Annotated in this window: 1 protein-coding gene; it reads right to left on the bottom strand. The window is 55.0% G+C overall.

Features of this window, described 5'->3' with window-relative positions; genetic code table 11:
- Positions 1 to 395: 395 nt before the first annotated feature.
- Positions 396 to 1,017 (bottom strand): leucyl aminopeptidase family protein (locus U1701_RS18660; RefSeq protein ID WP_332784053.1); only part of this gene is annotated, 622 nt, incomplete at its 5' end.

The raw sequence follows: 1,017 nt of genomic DNA, 5'->3' as shown, positions 1-1,017 counted from the left end.
GTTGCAGAAATGCCTCGATCCGGGCCATGAAACCTTCGGCATCCTGCAACCATAAAAGGTCATGCAGATAGACGCGGATGGCATTCATGCCGACGGAGGCGGCAAGCGACAATTCGCTATCGATTGCGGCCAAATCGAAGGTTTCGGCCTGCCACATCTCAAGCTGATTGATAGCGTAGGATGGTGCAAAATTACAGCCGCTATGCCATGGTATGGATGCGTACCAAGCGCGTGCGGTTGCTGATTCCCAACGTGATACCATGATCCGCCCCCCGTCGGACCCCCGCCCGACTTTCAGTGTATGCTCACCGTGTTAAGCCCCCATAACTAAACGGGGGCTTAATAAAAGGAATCCCTTATTACGGTTTTCCGCCGAAAATGCGACGAAGCGAGCGTTAACGCCAATTGCGGGCCAGCGCGTCTAACAGTTGCACGCCCCAGCCAGAAGCACCCTTTGGCGTCACTGGCCCGGACTTGTCCGCCCAGTTGACGCCTGCAATATCAAGATGTGCCCAAGGAACATTTTTATCAACGAAGAAGCCAACAAAGGTTGCGCCAAGTCCAGCGCCCGGACCGCCGCCTTCAACAACATTTTTGATATCGGCAATGTCGGACTTCATGTCCTCAAGATAGTTTTTGTGGAGCGGCATGCGCCAGACTTCTTCGCCAGTCGCAGTCCCCGCTGCGGTAACGGCTGCTGCTAACCGGTCGTCACGGCTGAAAAGGCCGGCATATTCGTCATTCAGTGCGCCAACGATAGAGCCCGTTAACGTCGCCATGTTTACCAAAGCTCCGGGCTTTTTATTGGCGACGATATATTCATTGGCGTCGGCCATTACCAAACGCCCTTCGGCATCGGTGTTGAGGACTTCAATGGTCTTGCCGCTCATTGTGCGCACGACATCGCCGGGACGTTGTGCGTTTCCGCCGGGCATATTTTCGGAGAGCGCCGCAACGCCGATGACGTTAACCTGCGCTTTGGACTTTGCCAGTGAAAGAACCGCGCCCATGATGTTG

It is taken from the genome of Sphingomonas rhamnosi (assembly GCF_036663615.1).
In the GTDB taxonomy this organism is placed as follows: domain Bacteria; phylum Pseudomonadota; class Alphaproteobacteria; order Sphingomonadales; family Sphingomonadaceae; genus Sphingomonas.
Note: the sequence above shows the minus strand (reverse complement) of the source record. Positions and strands in the feature narration are given on the sequence as shown.